Annotated in this window: 28 protein-coding genes; 17 read left to right on the top strand and 11 right to left on the bottom strand. The window is 63.3% G+C overall.

The genetic code is table 11. The annotated features are described in order from the left end of the window. The first annotated feature begins 35 nt into the window (after positions 1 to 35). On the top strand, positions 36 to 437 hold the full coding sequence (locus V1290_RS04180; protein ID WP_334363158.1) for a winged helix-turn-helix transcriptional regulator: 402 nt from the start codon (positions 36 to 38) through the stop codon (positions 435 to 437). On the opposite strand, the gene dprA is transcribed toward V1290_RS04180, so the two are convergent. After that, positions 434 to 1549, bottom strand: coding sequence for a DNA-processing protein DprA (gene dprA / locus V1290_RS04175; RefSeq protein ID WP_334363157.1), 1116 nt, complete (start codon positions 1547 to 1549; stop codon positions 434 to 436). The two genes, V1290_RS04180 and dprA, sit on opposite strands and share 4 nt — an antisense overlap. Positions 1550 to 1616: 67 nt before the next feature. Then, positions 1617 to 1826, bottom strand: a complete 210-nt coding sequence (locus tag V1290_RS04170) for a GDCCVxC domain-containing (seleno)protein (protein WP_334363156.1) — start codon at positions 1824 to 1826, stop codon at positions 1617 to 1619. Between the two features lie 86 nt (positions 1827 to 1912). On the opposite strand from V1290_RS04170, the gene V1290_RS04165 reads away from it, so the two are divergent. The 3 genes from V1290_RS04165 to V1290_RS04155 all read left to right on the top strand — a co-directional run bounded on the left by V1290_RS04165 (position 1913) and on the right by V1290_RS04155 (position 3899). Next, on the top strand, positions 1913 to 3154 hold the full coding sequence (locus V1290_RS04165) for an amidase (RefSeq protein WP_334363154.1): 1242 nt from the start codon (positions 1913 to 1915) through the stop codon (positions 3152 to 3154). Between the two features lie 87 nt (positions 3155 to 3241). Next, complete coding sequence (locus V1290_RS04160) at positions 3242 to 3529, top strand: type II toxin-antitoxin system HigB family toxin (RefSeq protein ID WP_334363153.1); 288 nt, start codon at positions 3242 to 3244, stop codon at positions 3527 to 3529. Then, entirely contained in the window at positions 3519 to 3899 is a 381-nt protein-coding gene (locus V1290_RS04155) for a helix-turn-helix domain-containing protein (protein WP_334363152.1), read from the top strand. Before V1290_RS04160 ends, V1290_RS04155 begins: the two co-directional genes overlap by 11 nt. Before the next feature lie 16 nt (positions 3900 to 3915). On the opposite strand, the gene plsY is transcribed toward V1290_RS04155, so the two are convergent. From plsY to V1290_RS04140, 3 genes are read right to left on the bottom strand one after another with little or no spacing between them, the layout of a single operon-like run. Beyond that, a complete protein-coding gene (plsY, locus tag V1290_RS04150) occupies positions 3916 to 4509 on the bottom strand; it encodes a glycerol-3-phosphate 1-O-acyltransferase PlsY (RefSeq protein WP_334363151.1) in 594 nt (197 codons plus the stop codon). A gap of 33 nt (positions 4510 to 4542) precedes the next feature. Further along, complete coding sequence (locus tag V1290_RS04145) at positions 4543 to 5844, bottom strand: dihydroorotase (RefSeq protein ID WP_334363149.1); 1302 nt, start codon at positions 5842 to 5844, stop codon at positions 4543 to 4545. A gap of 4 nt (positions 5845 to 5848) precedes the next feature. Beyond that, complete coding sequence (locus V1290_RS04140) at positions 5849 to 6802, bottom strand: aspartate carbamoyltransferase catalytic subunit (RefSeq protein WP_028345624.1); 954 nt, start codon at positions 6800 to 6802, stop codon at positions 5849 to 5851. Between the two features lie 184 nt (positions 6803 to 6986). Between V1290_RS04140 and V1290_RS04135 the strand changes: the two genes are divergently transcribed. The 3 genes from V1290_RS04135 to V1290_RS04125 all read left to right on the top strand — a co-directional run bounded on the left by V1290_RS04135 (position 6987) and on the right by V1290_RS04125 (position 10342). After that, complete coding sequence (locus V1290_RS04135) at positions 6987 to 7787, top strand: M15 family metallopeptidase (RefSeq protein WP_334363147.1); 801 nt, start codon at positions 6987 to 6989, stop codon at positions 7785 to 7787. Positions 7788 to 7809: 22 nt separating this feature from the next. Next, a complete protein-coding gene (locus tag V1290_RS04130; RefSeq protein ID WP_334363146.1) occupies positions 7810 to 9453 on the top strand; it encodes an acyl-CoA dehydrogenase family protein in 1644 nt (547 codons plus the stop codon). 106 nt (positions 9454 to 9559) lie between these two features. After that, positions 9560 to 10342 carry a CPBP family intramembrane glutamic endopeptidase gene (locus V1290_RS04125; protein WP_334363145.1) on the top strand — a complete coding sequence of 261 codons (783 nt, stop codon included), beginning with the start codon at positions 9560 to 9562 and terminating at the stop codon, positions 10340 to 10342. Between the two features lie 14 nt (positions 10343 to 10356). Here the strand turns inward: V1290_RS04125 and V1290_RS04120 are convergent, their stop codons facing one another. From V1290_RS04120 to V1290_RS04110, 3 genes are all read right to left on the bottom strand, one after another. Next, positions 10357 to 11286 (bottom strand): AEC family transporter, encoded by a 930-nt coding sequence (locus V1290_RS04120; protein WP_334363144.1) that lies wholly within the window; start codon positions 11284 to 11286, stop codon positions 10357 to 10359. A gap of 2 nt (positions 11287 to 11288) precedes the next feature. Beyond that, on the bottom strand, positions 11289 to 11771 hold the full coding sequence (gene ruvX / locus V1290_RS04115; protein ID WP_334363143.1) for a Holliday junction resolvase RuvX: 483 nt from the start codon (positions 11769 to 11771) through the stop codon (positions 11289 to 11291). Positions 11772 to 11856: 85 nt separating this feature from the next. Beyond that, on the bottom strand, positions 11857 to 12792 hold the full coding sequence (locus V1290_RS04110; RefSeq protein ID WP_334363142.1) for a cyclase family protein: 936 nt from the start codon (positions 12790 to 12792) through the stop codon (positions 11857 to 11859). Positions 12793 to 12991: 199 nt separating this feature from the next. Between V1290_RS04110 and V1290_RS04105 the strand changes: the two genes are divergently transcribed. After that, positions 12992 to 13207, top strand: coding sequence for a hypothetical protein (locus V1290_RS04105; RefSeq protein WP_213286452.1), 216 nt, complete (start codon positions 12992 to 12994; stop codon positions 13205 to 13207). Here the strand turns inward: V1290_RS04105 and V1290_RS04100 are convergent. Then, complete coding sequence (locus V1290_RS04100; protein ID WP_334363140.1) at positions 13194 to 14075, bottom strand: LysR family transcriptional regulator; 882 nt, start codon at positions 14073 to 14075, stop codon at positions 13194 to 13196. The two genes, V1290_RS04105 and V1290_RS04100, sit on opposite strands and share 14 nt — an antisense overlap. Before the next feature lie 103 nt (positions 14076 to 14178). Here V1290_RS04100 and V1290_RS04095 point away from each other — a divergent pair, with 103 nt between their 5' ends. Together V1290_RS04095 and V1290_RS04090 are read left to right on the top strand one after the other, a co-directional pair. Beyond that, on the top strand, positions 14179 to 15153 hold the full coding sequence (locus V1290_RS04095; RefSeq protein ID WP_334363139.1) for an NAD(P)H-dependent flavin oxidoreductase: 975 nt from the start codon (positions 14179 to 14181) through the stop codon (positions 15151 to 15153). A 33-nt stretch (positions 15154 to 15186) separates the two neighbouring features. After that, positions 15187 to 16263, top strand: a complete 1077-nt coding sequence (locus V1290_RS04090) for an NAD(P)H-dependent flavin oxidoreductase (protein WP_334363138.1) — start codon at positions 15187 to 15189, stop codon at positions 16261 to 16263. Between the two features lie 14 nt (positions 16264 to 16277). On the opposite strand, the gene V1290_RS04085 is transcribed toward V1290_RS04090, so the two are convergent. Continuing rightward, positions 16278 to 16457 carry a hypothetical protein gene (locus V1290_RS04085; protein ID WP_334363137.1) on the bottom strand — a complete coding sequence of 60 codons (180 nt, stop codon included), beginning with the start codon at positions 16455 to 16457 and terminating at the stop codon, positions 16278 to 16280. 376 nt (positions 16458 to 16833) lie between these two features. On the opposite strand from V1290_RS04085, the gene gatC reads away from it, so the two are divergent. From gatC to V1290_RS04050, 7 genes are all read left to right on the top strand, one after another. Continuing rightward, positions 16834 to 17121, top strand: coding sequence for an Asp-tRNA(Asn)/Glu-tRNA(Gln) amidotransferase subunit GatC (gene gatC / locus V1290_RS04080; protein ID WP_334363136.1), 288 nt, complete (start codon positions 16834 to 16836; stop codon positions 17119 to 17121). A 29-nt stretch (positions 17122 to 17150) separates the two neighbouring features. Next, positions 17151 to 17366 (top strand): hypothetical protein, encoded by a 216-nt coding sequence (locus V1290_RS04075; RefSeq protein WP_057850177.1) that lies wholly within the window; start codon positions 17151 to 17153, stop codon positions 17364 to 17366. Then, positions 17363 to 18838 (top strand): Asp-tRNA(Asn)/Glu-tRNA(Gln) amidotransferase subunit GatA, encoded by a 1476-nt coding sequence (gatA, locus tag V1290_RS04070; protein ID WP_334363134.1) that lies wholly within the window; start codon positions 17363 to 17365, stop codon positions 18836 to 18838. The genes V1290_RS04075 and gatA overlap by 4 nt, the downstream gene beginning before the upstream one ends. Before the next feature lies 1 nt (position 18839). After that, on the top strand, positions 18840 to 19133 hold the full coding sequence (locus V1290_RS04065; RefSeq protein WP_334363133.1) for a hypothetical protein: 294 nt from the start codon (positions 18840 to 18842) through the stop codon (positions 19131 to 19133). Further along, positions 19130 to 20614: an Asp-tRNA(Asn)/Glu-tRNA(Gln) amidotransferase subunit GatB gene (gene gatB, locus V1290_RS04060; RefSeq protein WP_334363132.1), complete on the top strand. Its 1485-nt coding sequence runs from the start codon at positions 19130 to 19132 to the stop codon at positions 20612 to 20614. Before V1290_RS04065 ends, gatB begins: the two co-directional genes overlap by 4 nt. A gap of 940 nt (positions 20615 to 21554) precedes the next feature. After that, on the top strand, positions 21555 to 22118 hold the full coding sequence (locus V1290_RS04055) for a hypothetical protein (RefSeq protein ID WP_334363131.1): 564 nt from the start codon (positions 21555 to 21557) through the stop codon (positions 22116 to 22118). Positions 22119 to 22193: 75 nt separating this feature from the next. Next, positions 22194 to 22460, top strand: a complete 267-nt coding sequence (locus V1290_RS04050) for a hypothetical protein (RefSeq protein ID WP_028345640.1) — start codon at positions 22194 to 22196, stop codon at positions 22458 to 22460. Positions 22461 to 22472: 12 nt separating this feature from the next. Here the strand turns inward: V1290_RS04050 and V1290_RS04045 are convergent, their stop codons facing one another. Beyond that, positions 22473 to 23444, bottom strand: a complete 972-nt coding sequence (locus tag V1290_RS04045) for a DUF1186 domain-containing protein (RefSeq protein ID WP_334363130.1) — start codon at positions 23442 to 23444, stop codon at positions 22473 to 22475. Positions 23445 to 23517: the final 73 nt, after the last annotated feature.

Here is a 23517-nt window from a genome sequence, read left to right as displayed (position 1 = left end):
GCAAGAACGCACATTTTTTACACCCGAGCACATCCATGAGACCCGAGCACAAAAAAGTGCCTGCCCTGCCAGCCGGTCCCCACCTCGACAGTGACTGCCGCGGCGCTGCATCCGTGCTGGCGCGGGTCGGCGATAAATGGAGCGTGTTCGTGATCATGATGCTTGGCGATGGCCCGAAGCGCTTCAACGAGATCAAGCGTATGATCGGCGGCATCTCGCAGCGCATGCTGACGCTGACGCTGCGCGGATTGGAACGCGATGGTCTTGTGACGCGAACGGTGTTTCCAACCATTCCGCCGCGTGTCGACTACGAATTGACCGATCTGGGACGTGGCTTATCCAAGCCGGTGAAAGCTCTCGGCACCTGGGCGATCGAGCATCAGCCAGAGATCCAACGCGCGCGGATGAAGTTCGACGCACGCAGCGAGAAGGACTAAATCAGCGACACCAGCCCGCCGCCGTGACGCTCAAGCCGTCCGGCGAGTTCGAGTTCGAGCAGCACCGTGCGGACGATGGTGGGCGAGAGGCCCGACATCCGGATCAGATCGTCGAGGCTGACCGGGCTCGGTCCCAGCAGCGCAACGATGCGCTCGCGTCCGCCTGGATCGGTGTCGAAGTCGAGCGGCTCGTCGTCCTCGCGCGCCGCGAGCGTGATCGGCCGTTCGAGGATCGGCTGAATGGCGTTGATGACGTCGTTCGCTTCGGTGACCAGCGCCGCGCCCTGCTTGATCAGATCGTTGGTGCCGGCGGCGCGCGGATCGAGCGGCGAGCCGGGCACCGCGAACACTTCGCGGCCCTGTTCGGCGGCCATGCGGGCCGTGATCAGCGATCCCGACCGGTGCGCGGCCTCGATCACGACGACGCCGAGCGAGGCGCCCGAGATCAGGCGGTTGCGGCGTGGAAAGTCGCGGGCGCGTGGCACGTGGCCGAGCGGCATTTCGGAAATCGCTCCGCCTTGTTTCAGCAAGATCGCCAGCAAATCTTGATGCTCCGGCGGATAGATCCGGTCGTGGCCGCCGGCCAGCGCCGCGACGGTGCCGCTTTCGATCGTTGCGCGATGCGCGGCCTGATCGATGCCGCGCGCTAGCCCGGAGATGACAACGAAGCCGGCGTCGCCGAGATCGCGCGCCAATTGGCCGGCGAATTTCAACCCGGCGCCGGAAGCGTTGCGCGAGCCGACGATCGCGATCATCGGCCGCATCAGCGCGTCGGGCGCACCGCGCACGCCGAGTAGTGGTGGCGGATCGTCGAGCGTCGCCAGCCGCGGCGGGTAGGCGGCTTCGCCAGGCGCCACCAGCGAAACGCCGATCTTGCTTGCCGCCGCGATCTCGACCCAAGCTTGCTCCTCGCTGCAGATGCGCCCCGAACGCGCAGCGCCACCACGCCGCGCCAGATCGGGCAGTCGCTCCAGCGCCGCGCGAGCATTGCCAAAATGACTGATGAGCGAGTTGAAGGTGCGCGGGCCGACATTGTCGCTGCGGATCAGGCGCAGCCGGTCGATCCGCTCGGCGTCGGTGAGGTGAAGGGTTTGTGGCGTCCGGTCATGCATGCGGACGCAGCTTTGCCCAACCTGAGATTGCGATCAACCTGTTTGACGTAAAAACGTCCTGACCTTGTTAGCGGCAGCAGGCAGCTTTGCCGCTTTCCTGAACGGGAGGACACGGCACGGAGCCGTACGAGCAGAACACGCAGCAGTCGCCCGCCAGCGGTTTCAGCCTCTCGCCGCAGCCTTTACAGACATACAAAAACTGGCAGGCGTCCGTTGGCATTTGCTCGCAGGCTTGATGACTGCAGCGCGGAAAGGTCAGGATGGATTCAAGCTGCATCAGGAGTCACGGATAACTTTGACAGCGGCGGATCAATCATATTCCATCCAGCCGCCACGATCAAAAGCCGCAGGGAACCGCGCCCCATGATCTCGCTCGCCGGCCTCCAGCGCCGCATAGGTGCTGGCGAGCTTTCACCCGATGCCGCCGTCGCGCAGTCGATGGAAGCGATCGCCACACAGGACAGGACGATCGGCGCTTTCGTCTGCCGTGCCGAAAATCTGCGCGCGGCAAGCACCGGACCGCTGCGCGGCATCACGGCGGGCATCAAGGACATCATGGATACGGCGGAGTTTCCGACCGAGATGGGCTCGCCGATCTACCGGGGATATCGATCGCGCGGCGACGCTGCCGTCGTGATGATGCTGAAGCAGGCGGGCGCAAGCATCATAGGCAAGACCACAACGACGGCATTCGCCTCGCTGGATCCGACGCCGACGCTCAATCCGCACAACAAGGGTCATACACCCGGCGGATCGTCATCGGGTTCGGCGGCAGCGGTTGCGGCCGGCATGATCCCGCTGGCGCTGGGGACGCAGACCGGCGGTTCGGTGATCCGGCCGGCCTCGTTCTGTGGCGTCGCCGCGATCAAGCCGTCCTACCACGTGCTGCCGACGGTCGGGGTGAAATGCTATTCGTGGACGCTCGATACAGTCGGGCTGTTCGCGGCCAGCGTCGATGACCTCGCGCGCGGGTTATCGGCAATGACCGGCCGGCCCGAATTGCTTCTTCCGCTCACGATTTCAACACCACGCATCGGCGTCGTGATCCAGGATTTCGCCGGCGCGCCGGAAGCGTCAGGCGAGGCGGCGTTGCGGATTGCGAAGCGGGCGGTGGAGAAAGCCGGTGCCCCGGTGCGCGCATTGGATTTGCCCAAAATTGTTGCCGAGGCATGGTTGGCGCAACCGGTCGTGCAAGAGTTTGAGGCGCATCGGGCGCTCGCCTGGGAGTATCGTGAACATTACGCGGAAATGGCGCCGCTCTTGCGGGCCAAGCTGGACGGGAGCAGGGACACAACGCCCGCCGCCTATGACGCGGCGATTAGAATAGCGGACCGCGCCAGACAAGCGTTGGAAAAAGTGTTCGATGAGGTCGATGTGCTGCTGACCTTGTCGGCACCAGGTGCTGCCCCGCGGGGTTTGGCTTCGACCGGCGACGCCCGTTACAATCGGCTATGGACGCTGATGGGCGTACCCTGCGTCAACGTTCCGGCTATTGTGGCGGAAGTCAATTTGCCCGTGGGCGTGCAGGTGATTGCGAGATACGGCGCTGATGCCCAGGCACTGGCGGCGGCGCGGTTTGTGGAGGGGGCGCTTGCCCGGAAATAAATGCCAATGGGCTTGTTGCTCCCATAATGGGACCATGATATGTGATAACGAATGAGAGTTATTGCTCGCCGCACGTTGCGAGAATTCGTGCAGAGGCTTTCCGGCAGGAAGGACCAACCGGCAGTAAAAGCGGCGCTGGATGCATGGTTCGACGAAGTGAGCAAGGCTTCGTGGAAGAGCACGGCGGAGGTCAAGCGTCGCTATGCCACGGCAAGTATCGTCAGCGCGGAGCGGATCGTCTTCAACATCAAGGGTAATGACTATCGACTTGTAGTGGCTGTCGATTTCGAAAAGGGCATCGTCTGGATCAAATGGATCGGCACGCATAAAGCATACGACAAGATCGACGTGACGGAGGTGCGATATGGCGACTGAACTGAAACCGATCCGCACCAAGGCGGATTACAAAAACGCGCTTGCCGAGGTTGAACGGCTTTGGGGCGCAAAGAGCGGGACAGCGAAGGGCGACCGGCTCGATGTGCTGGCGACCCTGATCGACGCCTATGAAGCGAAGCACTATCCCATGGATCCGCCGGATCCGATCGAGGCGATCCAATTTCGGATGGAACAGCAAGGCCTTAGCCGCAAGGATCTCGAGCCGTTGATTGGCACTCGCGCGCGGGTCGCAGAGGTAATGAATCGCAGGCGTAGCCTGTCAATCGATATGATCCGGCGTCTGCATGAGCAACTCGGAATTTCTGCCGAGATACTGATCCGCCCGACGCGTAAGGAAGAGGCAGCCTGATCGGCGGCTTGCCCCGCTACCTCGCGCCGATCCGCCCCTCAGTTCCGGCCTGCAGCCGCTTGATGTTCTCGCTGTGCTTCCAGAACAGCAGCAGCGTCAGCACGACGAACAGTGACGCCAACGCAGGGTGGCCGAACCACCACAGGAACAGCGGGGTGACGAAAGCGGCAACCAGCGCCGACAGTGACGAATAGCGCGTCGTTAAGGCGGTGGCTAACCAGATCAGGCAGAACATCACGGCCCCCGGCCAGAACAGGCCGATCAGCACGCCGATATAGGTGGCGACGCCTTTGCCGCCGTTGAATTTGAGCCAGACCGGAAAGAGGTGACCGAGGAATGCGCCGAGCGCAGCCAGCATCGCCGCATCGGCGCCGCCGAAATAGCCTGCGATCATCACCGCAACCGTACCCTTGAGCATATCGCCGATCAGCGTCGCAGCGGCGAGGCCCTTGCGCCCCGTGCGCAATACGTTGGTGGCACCGATGTTGCCGGAGCCGATCGAGCGCAGGTCCTGCGTGCCCGCGACCGTGGTTAGCACCACCCCGAAGGGAATCGAGCCCAGCAGATAGCCGAGAACGAATGCCAACGGCAGCCATATTTCAGGTGACATCGCCGTTACTCCACGCGGGCTGGTTCGGACGAATCAGACGTGTTCATAAACTGTCCGCCCGCCCACGATAGTACGCACGACGCGTCCCGAGAAGCGGGCTTCGTCGAACGGCGTGTTCTTGCACTGCGATTTGAGGTCGGCGGGATCGAGCACCCAGGGCGTATCGGGGTCGATGACGATCACGTCGGCCGGGGAACCCGCCCGCAGCGACCCGCCGGGCAGGCCGAGAAGCTCCGCAGGGCGGGTCGACATCGCCCGGATCAGCGTCTTGAAGTCCATCTCGCCGTTGTGGATCAGCCGGAGCGCCGCCGGCAGCATGGTCTGCAGCCCGACCGCGCCGGAAGCCGCTTCCGCGAACGGCAGCCGCTTCACCTCGACGTCCTGCGGATTGTGATCGGACATCACGACATCGACCAGGCCGGAGGCGACCGCTGCGACGAGGGCGAGGCGGTCCTCCTCGGTGCGTAGCGGCGGCGAAAGCTTCAGGAAGGTGCGGTAGGGGCCGATGTCGTTTTCGTTCAGCGTGACGTGGTTGATCGATACGGAAGCGCTAACGTCGAGGCCGGCGTCGCGCGCGCGCTTGAGGATTTCCAGCGACTCGATCGACGACAGCGAGGCCGCGTGATAGCGCCCGCCGGTCAACGCCACGAGACGCATGTCGCGCTCGAGCATCACTGCCTCGGCGGCGTTGGGAATGCCGGCGAGCCCAAGCCGGGCGGCGAACTCGCCCTCGTTCATCACGCCTTCGCCGACGAGATCAGGGTCCTCGGTGTGGTGCACGATCAGCGCGTCGAAATCGCGCGCATAGGTCAGGGCCCGGCGCATCACCTGTGCATTGGTGACGCTCTTGTCGCCATCGGTAAAAGCGACCGCGCCGGCGGCCTTCAACAGCCCGATCTCCGTCATCTCCTGTCCGCCGAGGCCTTTTGTCAGCGCGGCCATCGGGTGGATGTTGACGATGGCGGTGTCGCGCGCGCGGCGCAGCACGAAGTCCACCGTCGCCGAATTGTCGATGACGGGCGAGGTATCCGGCTGGCAGATGATGGAGGTAATGCCGCCCGCGGCCGCGGCCAAGCTGGCAGAGGCAAAGGTTTCGCGATGGCTGGCGCCGGGCTCGCCGACAAAGGCGCGCATGTCGATGAGCCCGGGGGCGACGATCTTGCCGGCGCAATTGACGATGTCGGTACCTTCGGGCACGCCGGCGGCGCCGATGCCGCGCCTTGAATCCCGGATCGTGCCATCGGCAATCAGAACGTCCCCGAGGCCGTCGAAATCCCGGGAGGGATCGACGACGCGGGCATTGGCGAGCAGGATCGGGCGTCGGTCGGTCAGCATGATCTCACGCGTTCGGCAGGTTGCGGGCGAGTGCTTCAAGCACCGCCATCCGCACTGCCACTCCCATTTCCACCTGTTCACGGATCAGCGATTGCGCGCCGTCGGCCACGATCGAGTCGATCTCGACGCCGCGGTTCATCGGGCCCGGATGCATCACCAGCGCGTCCGGCTTGGCGTAAGCAAGCTTCTTCTGGTCGAGGCCGAAATAGTGGAAGTATTCGCCCGACGACGGCACGAAGGAGCCGTTCATGCGCTCGCGCTGCAGCCGCAGCATCATCACGATGTCGGCGCCGTTGAGGCCTTCGCGCATGTCACGCGCGACCTCGACGCCCATCCGCTCGATGCCGCGTGGCAGCAGCGTGGAGGGAGCGACGACGCGGACACGCGCGCCCATGGTGTTGAGCAGGAGGATATTGGAGCGTGCTACGCGGGAATGCATGACGTCGCCGCAGATCGCGATCACGAGGCCTTCCAGCCGGCCTTTATTCCGGCGGATGGTCAGCGCGTCCAGCAGCGCCTGGGTCGGATGTTCGTGCGCGCCATCGCCGGCATTGATCACGGAACCGTCAACCTTGCGCGCCAGAAGTTCCACCGCGCCGGAGGCGTGGTGCCGCACCACCAGGATATCCGGGTGCATGGCGTTGAGCGTCACCGCGGTGTCCATCAGCGTCTCGCCCTTGCGGATCGAGGACGAGGACACCGACATGTTCATGACGTCGGCGCCAAGCCGTTTTCCCGCCAGTTCGAACGAGGATTGGGTGCGGGTCGAGGCCTCGAAAAACAGGTTCACCTGGGTGCGACCGCGCAAGGAGGTGCGCTTTTTGTCCACCTGGCGGTTGAGCTCGACATATTCCTCGGAAAGGTCGAGCAGGCCGGTAATGTCGGCAGCGGAAAGCCCCTCGATTCCCAGCAAGTGCCGGTGCCCGAGGACGAAGGTCGATTTCGATGCAGGGGTCATTAAAGCGAGAGCTATAGGCAGAGATGCCATGCAGGGCAAGCTTCAAATCCGAGGTGCCGACTTATCCACTAGCGCTTCCGCGACAGGGTAAATGGGCCGCCAGTGTTCCGGGCCTGGGGGATTCTACTAGAATGGCCGGGATTGGCACGCGATACATCGGGGAAAACGTGCGGCAATTCACTCAATGCATTCGGACTATGTGGGCACCGGCGTGACCGTCGGCAGGGCTGCTGGAAGGCGGGTGGCACTCGTGGCGATATTCGCGGCGGGTTGCATCGCGAGCGCCGCCGCGCAGGCGCCACTCCCTGCCGGTTTCGTATATTTGCGCGATATCGATCCGACCATCATCCAGGATATCCGTTACGCCGGCTCGAACAATTTTGTCGGCCGTCCGCTGCGGGGCTATCAGGCTGCCGAATGCGTGGTGAAGCGCGAGGTCGGCATACGCTTGAAGAGCGTTCAGGAAGAACTCGCGCTGCAGAACCTGGCGCTAAAGATGTTCGATTGCTACCGCCCGGTGCGCGCGGTGGCCGACCTGGTGGCGTGGTCGCGCGATGGCCGCGAAACACCGGCGCAGAAGCGCTACAATCCATCGTTCCGCAAGGCCGACCTGTTTCGCCTGGGCTATATTGCCGAACGTTCCGGGCATTCGACCGGAGCTGCGCTCGATCTCACATTGGTTGATCTGAAGGCCGACAATTCGGCAACCTTCGATCCCGCCAAGGATTATGCCGACTGCATCGCCAACGTGAACCTGCGCGCGCCGGAAGGCAGCGTCGACATGGGCACCGGCTACGATTGTTCCGACACCAAGTCGCACACGGCGGCGAAATCCATCACCGCGGCGCAACGCCGCTGGCGCGAGAAGCTGGCTCAGGTGATGGCGCGGCGAGGATTTGTAAACTATTCGAAGGAGTGGTGGCACTTTTCGCTGCCGGGCGTGGGCGGGCGGGCCTATGATTTCCCGATCACGCCGTGGAAGTAATTTAGCCGTTTCAGGATCAGCCATGAGCCAGGCAACATTTTCGACCCACGAGGTCTTCAACCAGTCGCCGCCATTTTGGGATGTCGATCTATACGTGGCCGACCCTCCGCTGGTCGATGCTGTCGCTGCCAATGGCGGCGCGTCGGCCGCGAGCGGGTTATCGGAGTTCGGCAAGCATTGGGGGTCTGCGGCAATGGCGGAGCGCGGCCGTGTTGCCAACGAGAACACGCCGAAACTGCGCACCTTCGATTCCAGGGGCAATCGCCGCGACGAGGTCGAGTTTCATCCCGCCTATCACGAGCTGATGGCGCATTCTGCGCATGCCGGCGTGCATAATTCGACCTGGACTGCTGAGGGTAAACCGGCCGGCGGTGCCTCCGAAGTGGTGCGCGCAGCAAAATTCTACATGGCAGCACAGGTCGAGACCGGGCATCTCTGCCCGATCACCATGACGCGCGCGTCGGTGGCGGCGCTTGCGGAACAGCCTGACCTCTTGGCGAAGGTGATGCCGGTCGTCGCGACGCGTTCCTATGACCCGAGCTTTGCACCGTGGCCGACAAAACGCGGCATGACGCTCGGCATGGGCATGACCGAGAAGCAGGGCGGCACCGACGTCCGCTCCAACATGACACGGGCGGAGCGTGACGGGGACGTCTACCGCATCACCGGACACAAATGGTTCATGTCGGCGCCGATGTGCGACGCCTTTCTGGTGCTGGCGCAGGCCAAGGATGGCTTGACCTGCTTCTTCATGCCGCGCTTTGCCCCGGACGGCTCGGTCAACGCGATCCGGTTCCAGCGGCTGAAAGACAAGCTCGGCAACCGCTCGAACGCCTCCTCGGAAGTTGAGTTTCACAGCGCCTACGCCGAGCGTGTCGGCGCCGAGGGCAAGGGCATCCGCACGATCATCCAGATGGTGCAGTTGACGCGGCAGGATTGCGCGATTGCTTCCGCCGGGCTGATGCGATCGGGCCTCGCACACGCGTTGCATCATGCACGGCACCGCAGCGTGTTCCAGAAACATCTCGCCGACCAGCCGCTGATGCAGGCGGTGCTGTCGGACATGGCGCTGCATGTCGAGGCCACCGTCGCGCTGGTGATGCGGCTATGCCGTTCGTTCGATCGCGCTCTCCTTGACGCCAAGGAAGCCGCCTATATGCGGCTGCTGACGCCCGCCATCAAATACTGGGTCTGCAAGAGCGCCCCTGGCTTTCTCTATGAGGCGATGGAGTGCCTCGGCGGCAACGGCTACGTGGAGGAGGGCATTCTGGCGCGGCATTTTCGGGAGTCGCCGGTCAATGCGATCTGGGAAGGCTCCGGCAATGTGATGTGCCTCGATGTGCTGCGCGCGCTGTCGCGCGAGCCCGACGCAGCCTCCGGCATCGTGCATGAACTGACTGGCGAGACGCTCGGATTGCCGGGCGCGGGTGAAGCAACCGCGTTCATCGGCAAGGCGTTCCACCGGCCGGACAGCGAGCGCGTGGCGCGACTGGCGGTCGAAAAGCTGGCGCTGCTGGCGGCTGCCGCCGCGCTCAATGCCGTTTCGCCGCGGCATGCCGAGTTGTTCGCAGCCACGCGCCTTGCCGGCAACCACGCCGGCATGTATGGCGCGGTCGATCTGGATAGTGGCGATGTCCGCGGCCTTATGGAGCGCGCGCTGCCGTGACCATGAATGCGTCTCGCCGTCATGGCTGGGCTTGTCGGCTTTGCCGAAGCTTCAGCGGCAAGTCCGGGCATGACGAAGATAATCCTCCGGCTATGAAAGTCACTTGATGGACTCCCTCAGCACCGCAAGTCCCACTGCAGTATCGCCCGCGATACCAGATCAGCGGCCGCCACGCGCCTGGAAATTCTGGGGCACGACGTTGTGGGGCCTGTTCATCTTCGCCGCGATGTTCCTCGGCCAGGTTACGGTCATCATCTATTTTGTGCTGCGCCAGGGCGGATCGTTCGACATCGCCGAGGCGATCCGTGTCATCGGCGGCGGCCTGACCATCTCGCTCTCGGTGATCCTGGGATTGCCCGCCGTGCTGTTGGCGACGTGGGTCGCGATCCGTCCGACGCGCATTCCCTTTGCTGATTATCTGGCGCTGCGCTGGATCTCATGGCGCGATTTCTTCGTCGGCGTCGCGGCGCTGGCCATCCTTGTCGGCGGCTGGGACCTGCTGTCGCGGGCGCTCGGGCGCGAGGTGACGCCGGGCTTCATGGGCGAGGTTCTCAAAACAGCGCAAGCCGACGGCGCGCTGTGGCTATTGGTGATCGCGTTTGCCGTCGCCGCGCCTATGTGGGAGGAGATCTTCGCGCGCGGGTTTCTCTACCGCGGCTGGTCTGAGTCGCGGCTCGGCGTCGCCGGGGCCATCTTCCTGTCCTCGCTGGCCTGGACTTCACTGCATCTGCAATACGATTGGTTCTTTTTCGGCGAGGTGTTTTCGATCGGCCTGCTGCTGGGCTATCTGCGCTACCGCACCAACTCGACCTGGCTGACGATCGTCCTGCACGGCATCAATAATCTGGCCGCGACGATTCAGACGTTCTGGCTGGCGGGGCAGGGGTAGGATGCTTCCGTCCGTCATTGCGAGGCCACCAGCGCGATCGCGATCGGCATCGTAATGGCTGCCAAAATGGTCTGCAGGGTGATGATCTGGGCCAGCAGCGGTGCGTCGCCGCCCATTTGTCGCGCCAGCACATAGGCCGAGGAAGAGGTGGGCACCGCGGCGCAGGCCGTGACGATGGCAAGGTTCGAACCCGAAACTCCGAACCAGAGCGCCAGCGTGACCGCGATGACGGGCATCAACACGAGCTTGAGCACCAGCGCGACCGAGGCGGCGAGGCTCGGCCGGAACATGCCTTCAAGGTGCAGGCCGGCGCCGGTCACCAGCAAGCCGATGGCGAGCGAGGAACGTCCGAGCGCATCGGCCACCTCGTGCCAGAGTTTGGGAAGCGGGATGTGGGTGACGTTGAGCGCCAACCCGATGACGCAGGCCCAGATAAACGGATTGAGTGCCACGGTCGCGACGATGGTGCCAAGCGAGCGCTTTTCCGGTGAAGCGTAGTGGGCGAGCACGGAAACGCTGAACACGTTGACCAGCGGAATGATGGCGATCATCGCAACGGAAGCCAGCGCCAGCCCGAGGTCGCCGAACAGATTGCCGGAGACGGCGAGCGCCACATAGGTCTGCCAGCGGGTGGCGCCCTGGAAGATCGAGGTGAAGGCGGGGCCATCGATCGACAGGCGGGCGAGCAAGGGCCGTAGCGCCAGACAGAGCAGCGACATCAGCAGCACCGAGAGCAGTAGCGCGCCGCCAACGCCGGCCACCGGCACCTTGCTCAGGTCGGCCTTGACCAGCGTCTGTACCAAGAGCACCGGAAACAGCACGTAGTAGGTCAGCCGTTCCAGTCCATGCCATTGCGTCTCGGGCCGGATCAGGGTCCGCTTCAGGATGAAGCCGAGCACGATCAGCAAAAACACCGGCAGCAGCGCCGCGATGACGACCGCCATCTTCAGCGATCTCTGCGCAGTTTTGCGAGCCGGTCCAGCGCGCCCTGCAGGATGAAGATCGCGGCGTGCTCGTCGATCACTTCGGCGCGGCGGGTGCGAGAAACGTCCATTCCGATCAGCTCACGCTCGACCGCCGCGGTCGAGAGCCGCTCGTCCCACAAGGCAATGGCAAGCCCGGTGAGATTGGAGAAATTGCGAGCAAAGGCGCGAGTCGACTGCGCGCGCGGCCCCTCGCTGCCGTCCATGTTGATGGGCAGCCCAAGCACGAAGCCGACCGCGTTGCGCTCGCTCGATATCGCGAGCAGCCGCGCCGCGTCGGCCTTGAAGGCCTTGCGCTGGATGGTCTCGACACCGGTCGCCAGCCGGCGATCGGGATCGGACACCGCGACGCCGATGGTCTTGGTGCCGAGATCGAGGCCGATCAGGGCGCCGCGCTCGGGCCAATGGGTGACGGCGTCGATCAAGGGGAGGATGGGGGCGGGCATCGCCCCGCTTAACACGCGTCGCGGCGCGCACGCAAAGCCGATCGCAGCGTGGCATCCATGCGAGAACGCCACGCCGCGCTTGGTCTTACCGGATCGCGACCGGGTTGATCATGCTCTGCACGCCGCCCTTGAAGCGCGGCTGGCCAAGCACGAACAGGAACTCATAGGCCTTGTCCTTGGCGAGTTCTGCCGTGTCGAGATTTTCGAGAATGTAGGTGCCGTTCATCGCCAGCAGGATCTGATGCACCTCGAAGACGTTTTTCGACTCGAAGGGAAGGACTTCGAGTCCCCAGGTATCGGCGCCGACTGCGACCACGCCCTTGCCGGTGAGATACTTGGCGCCTTCGACCCCCAGGCCCGGCTCGCCTGCACCATAGCGCTTGTCATCCTTGCCGATCAGGCTGAGCCAGCCGGTGTGGAAGATCACGACGTCACCCTGGCGGATTTCGACGCCCTGTTTCTTCGCGACTTCCTCAATCTCCTTGACGTTGAAGGCGGTGCCTTCCTTGACCACCTCGGTGCCGTAGTGAGCCGCCATGTCGAGCAGTACGCCCCGTGTCACCATCGGCGGGACTTTCTCGATGCCGAGCTTTTTCAACCCGGTGGGGTCGGCGAAGTCGGCGAGCTTGTTGCCGTTGTAGTAGACGTGCTCGATGCCGAGATGACCGAGGCCGTCGAGTTGGCTGCCGACGCCGACCCAGCCTTCGATGATGTCGTCATTATAGGTGGTCTTGTTGGGACCAAGTCCGGGAATGCCGGCCTGGCCGGGCTGCACGACGGTGATCTTGAAGGCCCGCGGTGGATAGGCGGGGGTCTTGGAATCGACGGGGATACCGAGTGCGTAGGTCTTGCCGGTCTTGACCAAACCCGCTGCCTTCACAACGAGTTCGGGCTTCATGTAATTGGCGGCGCCGATCTCGTCGTTCGGTCCCCATTTCGATTTCGTCCAGTCTTGAGCGCTTGCCGTTCCGACCGTACCCAACAGGGCAATAGAACAGCACAACACGAATGCGTTGCGCATCGCAGTTCCTCCCAGATGTTGACGTTATGGTTTTTGGTAACTAGCGGCTCATACTAACGTAGCGGTGCGCGGCGGCTAGAAATTTTTCGAGCCGATGCGTGTGTTGCGATGGAAGGCCGCGAGTGCTGCGCCGCAATTCGACTTGTTGCAGAATTGAGGCAGCGGAATTTTCGCGCAACGGAACGCATGGGGCAGTTCAGTGGATGCGCTAAGCCTGTTCGGCCTGTTCGCGGTAACCGCGATGCTGGTGGCCTACGCGCTGGAGGACCGCAGCCACTGGTTCATTCTTGCCTTTGCAGGCGCATGCGCGCTCGGCTCGGTGTACGGATTTCTGCAGGGCGCCTGGCCGTTCGGGCTGGTCGAAGCGATCTGGGCCGGCGTCGCGCTGCGGCGCTGGCATATCAGGCGGCGATGACCTCGCCGTTATTTTCCAGACAGGCGGCAAAGCCCTGCAGGGCGCTGTATTGATGGGCCGTGCGGCGGGTGATGAAAAGCGTCTCGACACGTGCCTGCGCCGGGTTCAGCGTGTGGACGTTGACGGTGTCGTTCCGCCCGACCACGGCGCGCGGCAGCAGTGTCACGCCCATATCGGCGGCGACGCAGCCGATCATACCGTCGAGCGTGCCGAGCTCAAAGCGCGTGGCCGACGGCCAGCCGAATTCCGAAAATACCTGTTCGAGCCGCTGCCGGTAGGTGCAGCCGGTGCGGAAGACCAGGGCGGTCGGACCCGAGCCGGGCGTGCCTGCGCGTAAAGCGCTGAGGCTCTGCCAGCGCCGTGCCGTGACCAGCACCAGTTCTTCGCGGAAGGCGAGCGCCGCGTCGAGTTCGGCATGCTCGATCGGACCGGCAACGAATGCGCCATCAATTTTGCCGTTGAGCACGCCGGCCACGAGGTCAGCCGTTGTCGAGGTCCGCAGGCTCAATTGAACAGCGGGGAAGCGGCGATGGAATTCGGCGAGCAAAGAGGGCAGGCGTACTGCGGCCGTCGTTTCCATCGAGCCAATCGACAGCGGCCCCTTCGGCTCGCCATCGTCGCGCGCGGCCAGCACCGCCTCGCGCGACAGCGCCGCCATCCGGTCGGCATAGGGAAGCAGGCGGCGGCCGGCGCCGGTCAGCATCATGCCGCGGCTGTGCCGTTCGAACAGCGCGGTGCCGATCTCGGCTTCCAGCGCCTTCACGCGCTGGGTGACGTTGGACTGCACGGTGTTGAGTTCGTTGGCGGCGCGGGTGATGCCGCCGAGCCGGGCTACGGCCGAGAAGGTGACGAGATCGCTCAGCTCCATGGCAAGCTCCGTTTTGTTCTAGAGATGGCAGAGTTCTATAGTATTCATTTTTAGAGAATGATAGTTCGGCCTAGATTGCCTGTCCAGTTTGCAGGGAATGGACATGCCGATCTCCACGCCGTTGACCGCCCGTCTGGGCATCCCGCATCCAATCCTGTCGGCGCCGATGGATGTGATTGCGGGGGCGCGTCTCACATCCGCGGTTAGTGCTGCCGGAGGGTTCGGCATCCTCGGCGGAGGTTATGGCGACCGGGCGTGGCTCGAGCAGGAGACGGCCAAGCTTGCCGATCTATCCGATCCCTTCGGCATCGGCTTCATCACCTGGAGCCTTGCCAAGCAGCCGGCGCTACTGGATGTCGCGTTTGAAGCCGGTCCACGCGCCATCATGCTCTCGTTCGGCGATCCCACACCTTTCGCACCGCGCGTCAAATCATCGGGCGCGTTGTTGATCTGCCAGGTTCAGGACGAGGACATGGCGCGACAGGCGCTGGATGCAGGCGCCGACATTCTGATCGCGCAGGGAACGGAAGCCGGCGGCCACGGCGCCTCGCGCAGCACGATCGACATCGTGCCGGCGATTGTTGATCTGGCGGCCGGCCGGGTGCCAGTCGCAGCAGCAGGCGGGATAGGCGACGGCCGCGGGCTCGCGGCGATGATGATGCTGGGCGCTTCCGGCGTGCTGCTCGGCACCCGCTTTTATGCCAGCCAGGAATGCGATGGAGCGGACGAAGCCAAGCGGCGCATCTGTGCCGCAACCAGCGGCAACAGCGTCCGCGGCATCATTTTCGATCTCTCGCGCAACAATGTCTGGCCGGCGCCGTTTACCGGCCGCTGCCTGATCAACGATCATGCGCGGCGCTGGATGGGACACGAGGTCGAACTGATGCAGAACCTCAAAGCGGTCGCTGCCGAATATGCGGCGGCGAGAGCGGCGGGCAATTTCGATATCGCTGCCGTCATCGCGGGCGAAGCCGTCGGGCTGATTCATGATATCCCGCCGGCCAGCGAGATCGTTGACAGGATCGTTACCGAGGCAGAGCAGATAGTGGGTGGACGACGGAATTCCGTCGCCGCCTGACCCGCAACACAATACATTCAAGCGAGCAGAACCATGTGGCCAGACCGCCGGATCATCGACCTCTTCAAGACCGAATTTCCGATCGTGGTGGCGCCGATGGCCGGCGTCGTGGACGCCGAGCTCGTGATCGCGGCGGCGCAGGGCGGGGCGCTCGGCTCGCTGCCCTGCGCGATGATCTCGGCCGAGAAAGCGCGTGAGCAGGTCAACATCGTCCGCCAACGCGTCACCGCGCCGGTCAACATGAACTTCTTCTGTCACAAGCCGGTCGATGCCGATCCAGCGCGCGAGGCCGGTTGGAAGGCGCGGCTTGGCTCTTATTACAAGGAATTGGGTATCGATCCTGCCTCGCCCATCAACGCCACCAACCGCGCGCCGTTCGATGAAGCCATGTGTGCGGTGGTGGAAGAACTGAAGCCGGAAATCGTCAGCTTCCACTTCGGCCTGCCGGATCCGGCGCTGGTCAAGCGCGTCAAGGCGGCGGGCTGCCTCGTGATGTCCTCGGCAACCATCGTAAAGGAAGCGATCTGGCTGGAGGAGAACGGCGCCGACGTCATCATCGCGCAAGGCGCGGAAGCCGGCGGCCATCGCGGCATGTTCCTGACCGACAATATCGCCCAGCAGCCCGGCACGTTTGCGCTGGTGCCGCAGGTGGCCGACGCCGTGAAAGTGCCGGTGATCGCGGCCGGCGGCATCGCCGACGGGCGCGGTATTGCGGCGGCGTTCGCGCTCGGCGCATCCGGCGTGCAGATCGGCAGCGCCTATCTGCGCTGCCCGGAATCCAGGGTGATCGGACCGGCGCGCACGGCGCTGGCCCGGGCGCATGATGATTCCACCGTCATCACCAATGTCATGACCGGCCGTCCTGCGCGTGGCGTTGCCAACCGTGTCATGCGCGAGGTCGGACCGATCTCGCCGGACGCGCCGGCGTTCCCGCACGCCGCAACCGCGCTCGGGCCGCTGAAGGCGGCGGCCGAAAAGCTCGGCAGGGTCGATTTCACCAGTCTGTGGGCCGGGCAGGCGGTGCGGATGGGCCGCGAAATGCCGGCGGCGGAATTGACCCGCTCGCTCGCAGGCGCTGCGCTGGCGCGGTTCGGTGCGCTAAGCGGATAAGTCCTGTTCGCCGCTCAGTGCGCCGGTTCGTCGCGCCTGACGTCCAGATGCTCCGCGGCCAGCGACCGGTAATGTGCGGCCATCTCCTTGTAGTGCTGCCTGGAGATGGGGTCGGTCGCATTTTCGGCGCGGCGTTCGAACATTTCCGCCTTTTCCCGCAGGATTTCAGCGTGGGAGATTTTAGCCTGGGACATGGCTCTCCTCCCGTTTGGGTCAGGTTAAGCAGGCGAGGTAGATGATCGCGACGCCGAGAACGGTCCCGATGGACCAGAGGGCCGGATCCCAGCTTTCCAATCCGGCGCGGTCATTTTCGATGGTCGACATCACACGGCCTCCCGATGTTCCGGCCGCGACTTTCGTCCCCCGACTGTTTCAGGATGACTACGTCAATCGATAAAATGGTTTCGTCGGGGCGCTTTTGCGCAAGAAATCTGCGCTTCGCACACGAAATCTTGTCCATCAGGGCAAGGGCGACCGAAAGGGCCTGCGGCCGCCTGTTCCCGCGGTTGCGGCGCAAAAGCAGCCTCTGCTATACGGCGGGTGCGAATTCCCCGTTTGAGGCCTATATTTATGTCCGTTGATGCCGCCACCGTTCGCCGCATCGCGCATCTGGCGCGGATTGCGGTCACCGAGGCCGAGGTTCTCCATCTGCAGGGCGAGCTGAACACCATGCTGGCCTTCGTGGAGCAGCTTTCGGAAGTGAACATCGACGGCGTTGAGCCGATGACCTCGGTGACCCCGATGGAAATGAAGAAGCGGCAGGATGTGGTCAATGACGGCGAGATTCCCGACGACATCGTCAGGAATGCGCCGGAGACGCAAAACCGTTTCTTCCTGGTGCCAAAGGTGGTCGAATAACATCTACTCTGTTTTAGATCGGAAGTCCGATGTGTCTGCTCTGCGACGATGAAAAGGCCTATCAGGCCTACATGAACTATCTCGACGCGATGGAGCGGCAGGGCAAGGCCGCCGATCCCGACAAGGCGATGGATGCCGTGCTCGATCAGCTCGAGGCAGCCGACAAGGCGCGCGCCCAGGAATCGAACAGCCCCGCCAACGACAAGACGCTTTCTCCGTTCTTCTGCAGCCCGATCAATAAATGACCGACCTGACATCTCTGACGATCGCGGAGGCCCGCGAGGGCCTCGCGAGCAAGTCTTTCACCTCGCTTGAACTGACGGACGCGCATCTCGCCGCGATTGAAGCGGCGCGTTCGCTCAATGCCTTCGTGCTGGAAACGCCCGACCAGGCGCGTGCCATGGCGCGTACCGTCGATGCGAAGATTGCCAAGGGCGAGGGCGGGCCGCTTGCCGGCATTCCGCTCGGCATCAAGGACCTGTTCGCAACGAAAGATGTGCGCACCACCGCGTGCTCGAAAATCCTCGGCAACTTCGTGCCGCCGTATGAATCCACCGTGACCTCGCAGCTCTGGCGCGACGGCGCCGTGATGCTCGGCAAGCTCAACAATGACGAATTCGCGATGGGCTCGTCGAACGAAACCTCGTGCTTCGGCCCGGTGGTCAATCCGTGGCGGCGCGAGGGTTCCAACACCACGCTGGTGCCGGGCGGCTCGTCCGGTGGATCAGCATCCGCGGTGGCAGCGCTGCTCTGCATGGGCGCGACTGCGACCGATACCGGCGGTTCGATCCGCCAGCCCGCCGCCTTCACCGCAACCGTCGGCGTCAAGCCGACCTACGGCCGCTGCTCGCGTTGGGGCATCGTGGCGTTCGCGTCCTCGCTCGATCAGGCCGGTCCGATCGCGCGCACGGTGCGCGATTCCGCGATCCTGATGCGCTCGATGGCCGGCCACGACCCAAAGGACACGACCTCGGTCGACATCGGCGTGCCCGACTACGAAGCCGCCGTCGGCAAGTCCGTGAAAGGGATGAGGATCGGTATCCCGAAAGAGTATCGCCTCGACGGCATGCCGGCGGAAATCGAAAAGCTCTGGAGCGAAGGCGCGGCATGGCTGAAAGCGGCCGGCGCCGAACTGGTCGAGGTGTCGCTGCCGCACACCAAATACGCGCTGCCGGCCTATTACATTGTGGCGCCGGCGGAAGCCTCGTCCAACCTCGCGCGCTACGATGGCGTGCGGTACGGCCTGCGCGTGCCGGGCCGCAGCATAGGCGAGTTGTACGAGAACACCCGCGCGGAAGGATTTGGCGATGAAGTGCGTCGCCGCGTCATGATCGGCACTTATGTGCTCTCGGCCGGCTATTACGATGCCTATTATCTGCGCGCGCAAAAAGTCCGCACGCTGATCAAGAAGGATTTTGAAGATTGCTTCGCCAAGGGCATCAGCGCGATCCTGACGCCCGCGACGCCCTCGGCCGCGTTCGGCGTCGGCGAAAAAGGCGGCGCCGATCCGGTCGAAATGTATCTCAACGACATTTTTACGGTGACGGTGAACATGGCGGGGCTGCCGGGCATCGCCGTGCCGGCCGGCAAGGATGCGCAGGGACTGCCGCTTGGACTGCAGTTGATCGGCCGTCCGTTCGATGAGGAGACGCTATTCTCGCTCGGCGAAGTCGTGGAGCAGGCGGCCGGCCGCTTCACGCCGCCGCGCTGGTGGTGACATGCCGGATTTCCGCGCCAGCCTGACGGATGCAGCGCCCGCGCCGGGCCTCGAGCCGCCGCTGGCCGCGTTGTGGTGGGCTGCCAAGGGCGACTGGGACCGGGCGCACAAGATCGTTCAGGACGAGAGCGATGCGAACGCCGCCTGGGTGCACGCCTATCTGCACCGGGTCGAAGGCGATCTCGGCAATGCCGGCTATTGGTATCGCCAGGCCGGCCAGCCGGTGGCGAAGGATTCTCTGGAAGCCGAATGGGAGCGGATCGTGTCCGCGCTGCTCGGAGGTGGAAAAGCATGACCGTGTCAGTCAAACCGGGAAAATTGATCAAGGGCCAGACCGGCGACTGGGAAGTCGTGATCGGGATGGAGGTGCACGCCCAGGTCACCTCGAAGTCAAAACTGTTCTCGGGCGCTTCGACCGAATTCGGCGGCGAGCCGAACAGCCATGTGTCGCTGGTCGATGCCGCGATGCCGGGCATGCTGCCGGTCATCAACGAGGAATGCGTCAAGCAGGCTGTCCGAACCGGGCTCGGCCTTAACGCCAAGATCAACCTGCGCTCGGTGTTCGACCGCAAGAACTATTTCTATCCGGACTCGCCGCAGGGCTACCAGATCAGCCAGTACAAGTCGCCCGTGGTGGGCGAGGGCGAGATCGTGGTCGAACTCGACGGCGGCAGAACCGCCACCATCGGGATCGAGCGGCTGCACCTGGAACAGGATGCGGGCAAATTGCTGCACGATCAGGCACCGGCCATGTCCTATGTCGACCTCAACCGCTGCGGCGTGGCGCTGATGGAGATCGTGTCAAAACCCGATATCCGCGACGCCGAGCAGGCCAAGGCCTATGTGACCAAGCTGCGCTCGATCCTGCGCTATCTCGGTACCTGCGACGGCGACATGGAGAAGGGCTCGTTGCGCGCCGATGTGAACGTTTCCGTACGAAAGCCCGGCGGACCGCTCGGCACCCGCTGCGAAATCAAGAACATGAACTCGATCAACTTCATCGGCCAGGCGATCGAGTACGAGGCCCGGCGCCAGATCGAGATCATCGAGGATGGCGGCACGATCGACCAGGAGACGCGCCTGTTCGACCCCAACAAGGGCGAGACGCGATCGATGCGCTCCAAGGAAGAGGCGCACGACTATCGCTATTTCCCCGATCCCGACCTGCTGCCGCTCGAGTTCACGCAAAGCTATGTCGATGAGCTCAAGGCGAAGCTGCCGGAATTGCCGGACCAGAAGAAGGCGCGCTTCATCGAGAGCCTCGGCCTGTCACCCTACGATGCCGGCGTGCTGGTGGCCGAGCGTGAGAGCGCGGTCTTCTATGAGACCGTGCTGGATGGACTTGCGGACAAGGCGCGCGACGGCAAGCTCGCCGCCAATTGGGTGATCAACGAGCTGTTCGGACGCCTCAACAAGGAAGGCCATGGCATTACGGCGTCGCCAGTGTCGGCGGCGCAGTTGGCCGCGATCGTCGGCCTGATCGGCGAGGGCACGATCTCCGGCAAGATCGCAAAGGACCTGTTCGAGATCGTCTGGACCGAAGGCGGCGACCCGCGCGAGCTGGTCGAGGCGCGCGGCATGAAGCAGGTCACTGACTTGGGCGCAATCGAGAAGGTCGTCGACGACATCATCGCCGCCAATCCGGACAAGGTCGCGCAGGCGAAAGCCAAGCCGCAGCTCGCGGGCTGGTTCGTCGGCCAGGTGATGAAGCAGTCCGGCGGCAAAGCCAATCCGCAAGCAGTCAACGATCTCCTGAAGACGAAGCTCGGCATCTGAGGCGTCCCGTAACGGGACGACTCCGTCGTTGATTGATGCGCGCGAGCGTGTTTCGATCGTCCATCGCGATCTGACATTCACCCGCGCGCCCGATAGCGCAGTTGCGAATCGGTCTTCGCGATTCGCAAAAAAGTTCGGTTTTGGCGAGCGGCGATGAGACGCCAACCCTGTACCCACGAAAATTTTTTTATTGCCAAAATTTGCGACTCAGAGTCCGCGCACATGACGTTTCCGCGGCATCAGTGAGTCGCGACGACATCGAGTGTGCATCGAACGTGGTTTGCGCGAATTCAAGAAAGTGCTGCGGCACAGGCGCTTCTTGCAATCTTGACAAACGCCGATGTCGGTCGTTGCGGCACTTTTTGCATCGACATGCGCATCGATCGTTGTGCCATCGAACGAAGTGCTTCGCGCGCGCTCCAATCGCTGCGTCAACACTTCCTTAAGTGGGACGCTGTTTTTTTGAATGTGTTGGTGTATTCGGGATGTAGTGCATCTCGATTCCCGAGTGCACGCAGCGACTAACGAGCCATCTCACTACATTAGGAGGGCAACATGGCTAAGAAGGCTAAGAAGGCGAAGAAAGCGAAGAGCGCAGTGAAGAAGACTGCGAAGAAGACCCGCAAGGTCGCCAAGAAGAAGAAGTAAGTTCGCTTCTTTGAAAATTGCCGGCGGTTCGATGCCGGCACGTCACCCGAGCCCCAAGACGAAACGCTGAAGGCTCTGGTCGACGAAAGAGGGTGTCGGCGAGACATCAGGTCAAACGGCTGGATCGTATTTCGGAAGAGCTTGCTCTTTCAAACCGGTCCGGCAGAAGAAACAGGTTTTCTTCGTTCGGTGCGGGTATCCTTAACTGCCCGCAATTTCATCGGGGCCAAAAGCCCGGCTTGAAATCTGGTCCTGACGTGTTCGCCGACGCCCTCGTTCCCCTGGGGCGTACTTGCCCCCGGAACGCCCGCTTTCGCTGGAGCGCTCCGACAGCCCGCGCATCAGGCGTCCGGCGCTGAAGTTTTCCAAACTCCCTTCATTGTTTGTTGGCCCCGCCGGTTCGGTTCCGCCTGTCGCTCCGGTTCTGGCGCGTTTCGGTTATCCGGCACGCCTTGAACTCGCATGGCCGCAGCGCGGCGCGACGCCGGGTTATCTGCTGGAACCGTCAACGCCCCGATCGGGTGACGGGGTGAATGATGACACCGACATTGGCCGCAATGGTTATCGTTCCGCGAAGCCGCAGGGTAAACCGACTTTCACGATTGGCCACTTCTCCCTGTGCCGCAGATACTTCTGCGATTCCGTGTTCGACGGCGCAAAGTGCGCGTTTACACCCCGTTCATCGCGAACCTTAAACTGCCCTTCAAATTTGTTCAGCCATGATCATCCCAACAACAGACCGAAAAACGGCACGCGCATGATCCGCCAAAGTGTAAGCGGTTTGGCGATCAGATCATGCGCTCTTCTAAATAAGGGCTGCGCGATCGGACGCAAAACCGGTTTCCACTTTTGCTGATCGCGCGCCGGGGATGTCAACAGTGGACAGGGGCCGCGCTCGGGGGAGGGCGGCAACGATAAGAAGGGGCTACAGATGTTTCAGGGGCAGATCGATCTCGACAACGCAATTCCGGTGGAGGCGACCGCGATTCCGGATGTGCTGTTCGAGCGCGGCCTTTACTGGGCGAGCGGCCGTTCCGGCGTGGTTAATCTCGTCGCGGCTCACAAATGGTTCAATCTCGCCGCGCTGAAGGGACGCGCGGATGCAATCTCCATGCGCCGCGAGGTGGCCGCCATGATGTCAGATGCCGAAATCGCCACCGCGCAACGCGAGGCGCGTGCGTGGATGACTGCGCATTGAAAGTCGCCGGCGTCACGCCGGCGGCTCTCCGTTGGCAAGGCAGCATTTCTTTGCTTTCTTGCCGCTCCCGCAGGGACATGGATCGTTACGTCCGACGTGGCGCCAGGGATTTCTGACCGGCTCGTTCGGATACACGAAATCGGCCCAGGGCGATTTCTCATCGTCTCCTTCGAACACGTCGTCTTCGGACCTGCGCACCCAGGCCAGCGATTCGAGCACATCCTCGATGTAACCGAGATTGGCTTGCGCGAACCGGTCGATGTCGTCGGGCGCGCGTTCGGCTTCGGCAAGATACTCATCAAAGTCAGGGCGACCGATCCACTCCTCGGGAATGCGGTCTTCGTGGAAGGCCTTGTCAACCAGCGGCACCAGGTCGCGCAGGCCGAGCAGGGCGATCGCCCGCAGCCAGCCGACCCAGGCCTGATCGCCGTCTTCCGGCCGTTCCTCATGGAACCGGACAAGAAATCCCTTTAGCCGATCGCGCTCGATGCGGCGCTCCCATGCCAGGAAGGTCGCTGCGCCAAACAATGCTTCACGGATGAATCCGTCGATCGAGCTGTCGGCAATCAAGGCCAACAAGCCGTCGGTATCGCCATCGAATACGCCAGCGACGATTTTGGCCAGGCTCTCGGTGACGGTGTCGCCCAGCAGGAAGTCGACATCTTCATAGGGCCGGCGCAGCAGACGCAGCAGCGGCTGGCACGCTTCGCGGTTACGAGCTCCGCCCAGGATATGAAGCCCGCGGAACAGCAGCAGGCTTTCATCATCTGACAAGGCCTCGCCATCCGCAGCGCTCTCGAGGACGGCGCGCAATTTCGGCGCGGCTTCTTCGATCCTCGCCGTACAAACCGCGATGGCGAAATCAGGAAGGTCTGCTTCCGTTGCGATGGCATGAAGGTGGTCTTCGATCGGGCCGAGATCAGGCGTGTTCTCGCCATCGCCGAGGATTGCTTCGAGTTCTTCCTTTTTCATGCTGCGCTCCACTGCGTGCTGGGCCGATGCTGATCGGATGCGCTCGCAACGGCAAGAGACGATCCAGCATCATCGCAAATGGCGC

This window comes from Bradyrhizobium sp. AZCC 1578 (assembly GCF_036924675.1).
Lineage (GTDB): Bacteria > Pseudomonadota > Alphaproteobacteria > Rhizobiales > Xanthobacteraceae > Bradyrhizobium.
This window is presented reverse-complemented; position numbering and strand designations above follow the sequence as displayed.